Source organism: Bacteroidota bacterium (genome assembly GCA_039111535.1).
Classification (GTDB): domain Bacteria; phylum Bacteroidota; class Rhodothermia; order Rhodothermales; family JAHQVL01; genus JBCCIM01.
The window spans coordinates 1-7459 of record JBCCIM010000256.1 but is presented as its reverse complement, the minus strand read 5'-3'; the positions used below and the strand labels follow the sequence as shown (position 1 = coordinate 7459).

General features: G+C 52.4%; 6 protein-coding genes. 5 read left to right on the top strand and 1 reads right to left on the bottom strand.

The window, feature by feature from the left end; genetic code table 11:
* The 3 genes from AAF564_24655 to AAF564_24645 form a co-directional block, all read left to right on the top strand.
* The coding region (locus AAF564_24655; protein ID MEM8488761.1) for a hypothetical protein at positions 1-1111 on the top strand (1111 nt) is incomplete at its 5' end.
* Between the two features lie 47 nt (positions 1112-1158).
* On the top strand, positions 1159-1713 hold the full coding sequence (locus AAF564_24650) for a hypothetical protein (protein MEM8488760.1): 555 nt from the start codon (positions 1159-1161) through the stop codon (positions 1711-1713).
* 81 nt (positions 1714-1794) lie between these two features.
* Positions 1795-3501, top strand: coding sequence for a multicopper oxidase family protein (locus tag AAF564_24645; GenBank protein MEM8488759.1), 1707 nt, complete (start codon positions 1795-1797; stop codon positions 3499-3501).
* On the opposite strand, the gene AAF564_24640 is transcribed toward AAF564_24645, so the two are convergent.
* A complete protein-coding gene (locus tag AAF564_24640; protein MEM8488758.1) occupies positions 3502-5238 on the bottom strand; it encodes a hypothetical protein in 1737 nt (578 codons plus the stop codon). It lies immediately after the preceding gene.
* 173 nt (positions 5239-5411) lie between these two features.
* Between AAF564_24640 and AAF564_24635 the strand changes: the two genes are divergently transcribed.
* Both AAF564_24635 and AAF564_24630 read left to right on the top strand, forming a co-directional pair.
* On the top strand, positions 5412-6728 hold the full coding sequence (locus AAF564_24635; GenBank protein ID MEM8488757.1) for a glycerate kinase: 1317 nt from the start codon (positions 5412-5414) through the stop codon (positions 6726-6728).
* Between the two features lie 143 nt (positions 6729-6871).
* On the top strand, positions 6872-7237 hold the full coding sequence (locus tag AAF564_24630; protein MEM8488756.1) for an energy transducer TonB: 366 nt from the start codon (positions 6872-6874) through the stop codon (positions 7235-7237).
* The last annotated feature ends 222 nt before the right edge of the window (positions 7238-7459 follow it).

Sequence of the window (7459 nt, the reverse complement as noted above, 5' to 3'; positions counted from 1 at the left end):
GGTTTACGGAGATTTTGGCCCCAAAGGTACAGACATTATCAGCATCAAAGATCCTAATAAACCAGAAGTTTTGTACCGCTGGCGGATCGAAGACCAGGACTTGCACCTTCCTACGGGTGGGATGGACGTTAAGTATTTCAAGTGGGATGATCGGTATTATGTAGTGCAGTCGCTGCAATTTGGGCAGGGTGGCCCTGATAGCGACCTGGGTGCGGTTGTGCTGGATGTCACCGGGTTGCCAGATCCCGAGGAGGTGAAAGAAGTTGCGCGCATCCGCGAGCCTTCGCTTCCAGGCGGCTTCCATAACATCTTTATCTACAAACACTCCAACGGCCGCGTCTTGTTACTGACCACGGTCAACGGTGCATATGCGCACGTGTATGACATGGGAATGGTTGTCGAGGGTAAAGTTGATGAAGCGCTTATTGCGCGTATTCCAAATCCGGACGAGAGTGGCCGGCGCGGGTACCACGATTTCTATGCGGGCTACCACGTTGAAACGGCGCAGGATAGATTTTATGGCGGCGGCACCGGCGGCTATTACGTGTATAACATCACAGATCTTGATAATCCAGAATTGCTGGTCACCCTGACTGGTATTTCAGGTGTTCGCTACGGACACACTTTTACGCCCACGCCCGATGGCCGTTACGTGATTGCTGAAACGGAGTATCAGTACGCCCCGCTGCGTATTTTTGACCTCAAGCCGGCACTCGACGGGGAGCGGAAAAACATCCGCAATCCAATCAGCGCCTGGACAGCCAACTGGAAGCACCTCGTGCATAACCACGAAGTGCGTTGGCCTTATGTATTTGTGTCGGGATACCTCGATGGTTTGCAGATTTTCGACATGAGTGACCCGAAAAACCCGCAGACCGTGGCGTACTACGATACCTATATTGGTCCCCCAAATTCAGACCGCTACCCTATGTTTAACGGTGCTTTTGGGGTGGATGTGCGGAATGAAGATGGCCTCATTGTCGTAAGCGATATGACTACCGGGTTTTGGACCTTCCGCATGGATGGGTTTAATGGCTGGCATGGCGACGACTGGGGCATGCCCAACGTGTCGAGTGTGCAAAACTTCGACGAAGGGCCGGCTGCACAGTAACAATGATGCCGTGACAAAAAACTTTGATCCAAACAAAGCACAGTTAGATGTACGTACTTATTGGCTTGCTGATGTCGATTTGGCTACTTGGCCCTGTTGATGATGCTGTAGTAGACAGCGCGCCCCTCACAGATGCATGTGTGGTGGTTGATCCGGACCCGCCGCCGTATTACCAGATCGATCTGGTGACAACGCGAAAAGTACCGGGGGCCGGCGTGGCTACAGGCGTTGGGACCGTCGTCTATAAGTCAACCCCGTTTGGCATTGCTGTTGGCGCGGATGGAAGCTACATCTACAACCTGGATATAAAGGTTGATCGCATGGCGCCGGCGCGTAAAGGCACCTATGTTGCCTGGGTATCTACACCACAACTTGATAACATCAAACAACTCGGTCCTCTCGAAGCCGGTCACCAGATCAGTGGCGAAGTGGACTGGAATAAGTTTCTGGTAATCATCACGCTGGAAGAAACAGTAGACCCAGACCAGCCACGATGGAAGGGACCGGTTGTGCTTCGCGGCTTATCCCGCAGCGGGTACATGCACACGATGGCCGGCCACGGTCCTTATGAAAGCGAACCTTGTGCGGTTTACGGGTATTGAGGTAAGATGTCTTTGGTACGTGTAGTGGTAGAGTACCCTAATATTTTATTGCTTCCGAGATTTCTTTAAGCAGTAGCAACCATGTGGATGAATAACCGCGTCAGGATTTCTTTTCTTTTGTTGATTGGACTGCTCTCTTTGCCAGGCTTGGTGCTCGGGCAAAATCACGACATGCACGATATGCATCACGGGCACAACATGGATGCTTCTGATGATGAGTGGCGCATGCCGCCGATGGATATGTCTATGCCCATGATGCCGGGCATCGAAAACGAATTGCCGCCGGTTGAACCGTTTTTGCCTGGCGCAGGCCAAATGGCAAACATGCTCCCCGAAGCCCGGCCGGCTGAAGTGGTGGAGATGGCTGACGGGGATACACTCGATCTTGAGGCCAGCCTTGTCCGCCGCACGTTCAACGAACAGGCTTTCATTATGTACGGATACAATGGCATGTATCCCGGGCCCATCATCAAGGCTGACCAGGGTGCGACAATTGTGGTCAATTTCACGAACAACATCGAAATGCCGACCACAATGCACTGGCATGGGCTCCGGCTCGACAACCAGTATGACGGCATCCCAAATGTGACGCAGAAGCCGGTGGAAGTGGGGGACTCGTTTACGTACAAGTTGTATTTCGAAGATGCCGGTGTCTACTGGTACCATCCGCACATGCGCGAAGATATCCAGCAGGATCTGGGGTTGTATGGCAACATGCTGGTTAAGGCTTCTGCTGCAGATTATTACAATCCCGTGCATCGGGAAGAGACGCTCATTCTGGATGATATCCTGATTGACGACCGCGGCATGATTGCCTGGGGAGCCAACACAGCAACCCACGCGCTGATGGGGCGCTTTGGGAATGTGAAGCTGGTCAACGGGCAGCCCGATTACCGTTTGCGGCTGTCACAGGGCGAAGTGGTGCGGTTTAACCTTACAAATGTAGCAAATTCTCGTACTTTCAATCTGCTGTTTGATGGCGCGCCGATCAAACTTGTCGCATCGGATGTGAGCCGTTTTGAACGAGAGGCATGGGTGGCCAGTGTTCCGATCGCGCCGGCTGAACGGTATGTGGTTGAAGTGAAGTTTGACAAGCCGGGTACGTACGCTTTTACCAATACCATCCAGGCCATCGACCATTTTCGGGGAGAATTTTACCCGCACGTTGATACGCTGGGCATCATCACCGTCAGCGAAACTGCTGTGGATGAAGCGCTTGCCTCGCCGTTTGATGTCTTGCGCGAGCACACTGCAGTACAGGAAGACATCAACCAGTACCGGGCATATTTTGATAAACCCGTCGACAAAACGCTGGCGTTAACCCTGGCCGTAAAAGAGCTGCCGGTCCCTATTATGTTGTCGATGGAAGCCGACTCACTCTACGTGCCGCCCATCGAGTGGAATGATGCCATGCCGATGATGAACTGGCTCTCTACGGGACACCAGGTAGAGTGGATTTTGAAGGAGCCGGCAACTGGGCTCAAAAACATGGACATCCACTGGGCTTTTGAAAAAGGAGATGTGATAAAATTGCGCATCTTCAATGACCCGAAAACCTTCCATCCCATGAACCACCCGTTTCACATCCACGGGCAGCGTTATCTGGTGCTTTCTATAGATGGCGTACCCAATCAAAACCTGGTGTGGAAAGACACGGCCCTTATGCCGGTTGGTTCAACCATTGATCTGCTGGTTGATATGTCGAACCCTGGGGACTGGATGATGCACTGCCATATTGCTGAGCATCTGGAAGCCGGCATGATGCTGCACTTTTCTGTTGCTGAGTAGCTAGTCGACCAGGTTGGATTTAATGATGCCGTCACCCACACGTTCAATCGGTGTGTGTAGAGAGCGTTGTACCAAACCATCCATCACGAAGGTGCCGGCTACCGTGATGCGTGTGCTGCCCAGCATTTGGAGTCTACTCGAGGATAAAAGGTGCAATGTGGCGCCTTCCGCGACGTGTATAGCCGTATTCCTGTCCAGTAACAAAGCGTCGGCAACGCGCACTTCTTTTTCGATGGTCAACACGCTGTTGTTGGTGACTGTAATCGGCGTGTCAAAGGTAAAGTCTGCCAGCCCTTCGCCAAGCCACGAGTCCTCTCGGATGATGGGTTGTTGGCGGAAGTCCTCGTGAAAGTCGAACAACATGCGCGTCGTGTCCTGTACATCGTACCTGATGTTGTCTACGGCTATCCAGGTATGTATAACGTCGCCGGCATATCGGTTGTAGCCGCTGCTGTTAGGGCGCGTCCAGGGGGTAAGCTGGGTTGCTGTACCGGGCCCAAACAGGTCTCCTTCATATGCCTTGTTGTCGATGACAAGCTGTAGGGTATTGTCTGCGGGGAGGATGTCTGCACTGTATCCCCGGGCATAGGTTGCAAGGAGGCCAGTTGTGCGGAGCAGGCCCATGTCAAACTGCTCGTTTATTCCACCACGCCGCAGTTGATCGAAATACCCTACGCGCTGCAAATTGGACAGGTAGAGGCGCCGGCCCATCGGACGTGCTTCGAGTGAGACTTTGTAGCAATCTGATGTCGTGTAGAGGTCGCCGAGCTCGAGGTTATTGGCTGAAGTAGACAGCACCTTGCAGTCAATCCAGTCCAGCAGATCGCGTTCGTACGCCGAGATGGTTTGAGCGCCCTGGCAGTCTTGCGCGCCGCCGGCGCCGGCCATCAACATGTATCCGATACAGTCTTTGCCGCGGCCGCGGTTGTGTGAGCGCGGGACGTCATTCTGTTGGAGCGCAGGGATGTGCACAAAGTGTTCTCGCCACAAGTCGTGGCCTAGTTCGTGTGCCATGAGCCGCACGTGGTAGATCAGGGGAATGATGTTACCCTGGGTTCTGTGGATGATGTAAGAGCCAGAGAGATTCCAATCTATTTTTATGCCATCATACAGTGGCAATTCGCGTGGCCCACCGCCGGCCACGGAGCCGCTGCAGCGCGCGTCGAGGCACGATGCGCCCGTCCAGACAAACTGCTTCTTGTCGCGGGCTGAATCTCCCCGTAAAATAACAAACAGGTAGTCGATATAGCCATCCTTGTTCTTGTCATATTGGCTAAAGTCAAACCCATATCGGTCTAGTTTGTCGAGCAACTCCTTGGTAAGCAACCCATAGCCGCCCTGGCTTCGGTGATAGCGTGTCTCCGGGTGATCAGAAATGAGCACTGAGTCGTAGGCGGTGCCGTACATGACATACTTGCCGAGCGATTGTTCATAGAGATACGCTGTCAAAGAACTGTCAGCAAAGGGAGGAGCGGGATCAGGCGCAAGCAAGGATTTTGCAAAAGCCGGCAACTGGTTGGGGTTATCAAAAAGGGGCCAGTCGCGGTAGGCCACATTGGGGTCGCCGGCGACGTTGTCATCTTTAAAACGGGTGAAAATAATGAGGGCACGGAGGGTATCAGCTGAGAAATGCAGGGAAGTCCCATTTTGGGAGATCTCGGGTAGCCTAGATATGGCAGATGCTGCGCGGCTGTGTTTTACGACAAAAACGGGATCTACGTGATCGCCAGGAGCCATATTATCCGTTATTGCATAACTCGAAGTGCCAATAATCAGACTAAAAAAGAAGAAAAACAGCAAGGGCAGTGTCTAAGTTTTATAGTTGGCACGGAATTTCCGTGAGGGTTATTTAGTATAATACGAATCCCACTTTTTGATTCTTTATCCAGGTTTAAAGCAAAAGGCGAACAGTGCAAGAACTCATAGACGATGCGCGTGCAATATTCCTTGCTGCGGTGCAGGGTGTACAGGCAGATGTATTGTTAGATCAGGTTGCATGGGAAGACCTTACAACACGGTCTTTTGGAGAATATCGTCGTGTTGTTGTAGCCGGCATGGGGAAGGCGGCGATGGCGATGGCGTGGGTGGTTGAAAACAAACTCGGCGATGACCTGGCAGAGGGTTGCGTAGTTGTGCCCAAGGGGTACAGCGAAACCCTGCCGTATCCTTTTAAACGTCCGCAAAAAATCAATGTGTTGGAGGCCGGCCATCCCGTGCCCGATCAAACCAGCGAAGACGCGGCGCATGTGTTACTTGAACTGGCATCCAACTGCACAGCGGAAGACCTGTTTATTGTGTTGATTTCGGGCGGGGGATCTGCGTTGACGATGGCCTTTGCAGACGGGATTTCCCTGGTAGATGGTCAGCAAACGGTATCGCAACTTTTGCGGTGTGGCGCTGATATACGCGAACTCAATACGGTGCGCAAGCACCTGTCATTGCTCGGTGGTGGCCGGCTTGCGCAACGCGGGATGCCGGCTGAAACTGTGGCACTTGTTATTTCTGATGTGATTGGAGATGATCTTAGTGTCATTGCCAGTGGCCCCACCGTAGGAGACCCGACGACTTTCGATGACGCGATCCGCGTACTACGTACGTATAACCTGTGGGAAAAGGTGCCGGCATCGGTGCGTGCCCACCTCGAGCAAGGCGCGAAAGACCCGGCATTCGAAACGCCAAAACCAGAGAGTACGCTGTTTGAAAACGTACAAACCCATTTGATTGGGACCAACCGGGATGCACTAAAGGCTGCATGCCGTGAAGCTGCGCGGCGGCATTACGACGTAAAAATCCACGAGGAGTGGGTGGAAGGAGAAGCCCGGATTGCCGGTGAAACACTGGCTGAGTCCATCATGACAGGTGATGCGCAAGGGCCAGTGTGTCATCTTTGGGGAGGAGAGACCACGGTGACAGTGAAAGGCAAAGGCATGGGCGGGCGCAATCAGGAACTGGTGCTTGGTAGTGCGTTCAAAATTGAAGGGGCCGGCAAAAACTTGTTGCTCCTCAGCGGAGGCACAGACGGTATCGATGGCCCCACAGATGCTGCCGGCGCATTTGCAACCCCGAAAACATTGCAACTGGCCCGTCAGCGGAAACGCGATCCCCAGGCGTTCCTGAACGATAACGATGCGTATACCTTCTTTTTGGAAATGAATAGTTTGCTCAAGCCTGGTCCCACGCACACCAATGTGATGGATGTTGTTGTTGGATTGGTTGCAGATGCCTGACGTGTAAACCTTCTCAGGATGCGTGCGTCAGATAGGCACAATTAACAAACAAAGCGCCTTGTACAGTGGATAGATTTACCTTATTAGTGGCTGTGATCCTGTGTGTGATAGTAGCCGGTTGCGCCGGTACCGCAACTCCGGAAATGCAAGAAAAGCCCCTCGTGTCAGCGGAAGCCCGTGATTACACTTTTGATCATATCGAAGGCATCGAAAACAACCTTGCCGGCGAAGGATTGCAACTGGCTGAAATGATGGGAGGACTAAATGCACTTCAGAAAGCAGTTAATGAACGCCTTGCTAAAACAGATTGTCCTGTAAGGGGAAAGGTCACCATTGTTTATGTAGTAGATGAGAAAGGCGTTGTGCTGGATACAGCCACAGCAGCCGGCATCCACGAGATTTGCGACCAGATTGCGGAGGATGCAGTGCGCGATATGGTGTTCTCACCCGCGCGGAAAAATGGCGAGCCCGTAAAGATCCGGATGGGGTCGCCGGTTGTTTTTAACTAAGCGGGCTTCTGTGTATTCGTGTTTTGGTGATTTCGTGTTGTGTGATTCGGTGTTGTGTAATTTTTGTTTTTTTGTGATTCTGTTTTTTCGTGTTGTCGTGATTTCGTTTTTTGGTGTTCGCATTTCTTGATGTACGGAATTCATTTTTTATAAAACCCGAAAACCCGAAAACCCGAAAACCCGAAAACCCGAAAACCCGAAAACCCGAAAACCCGAAAACCC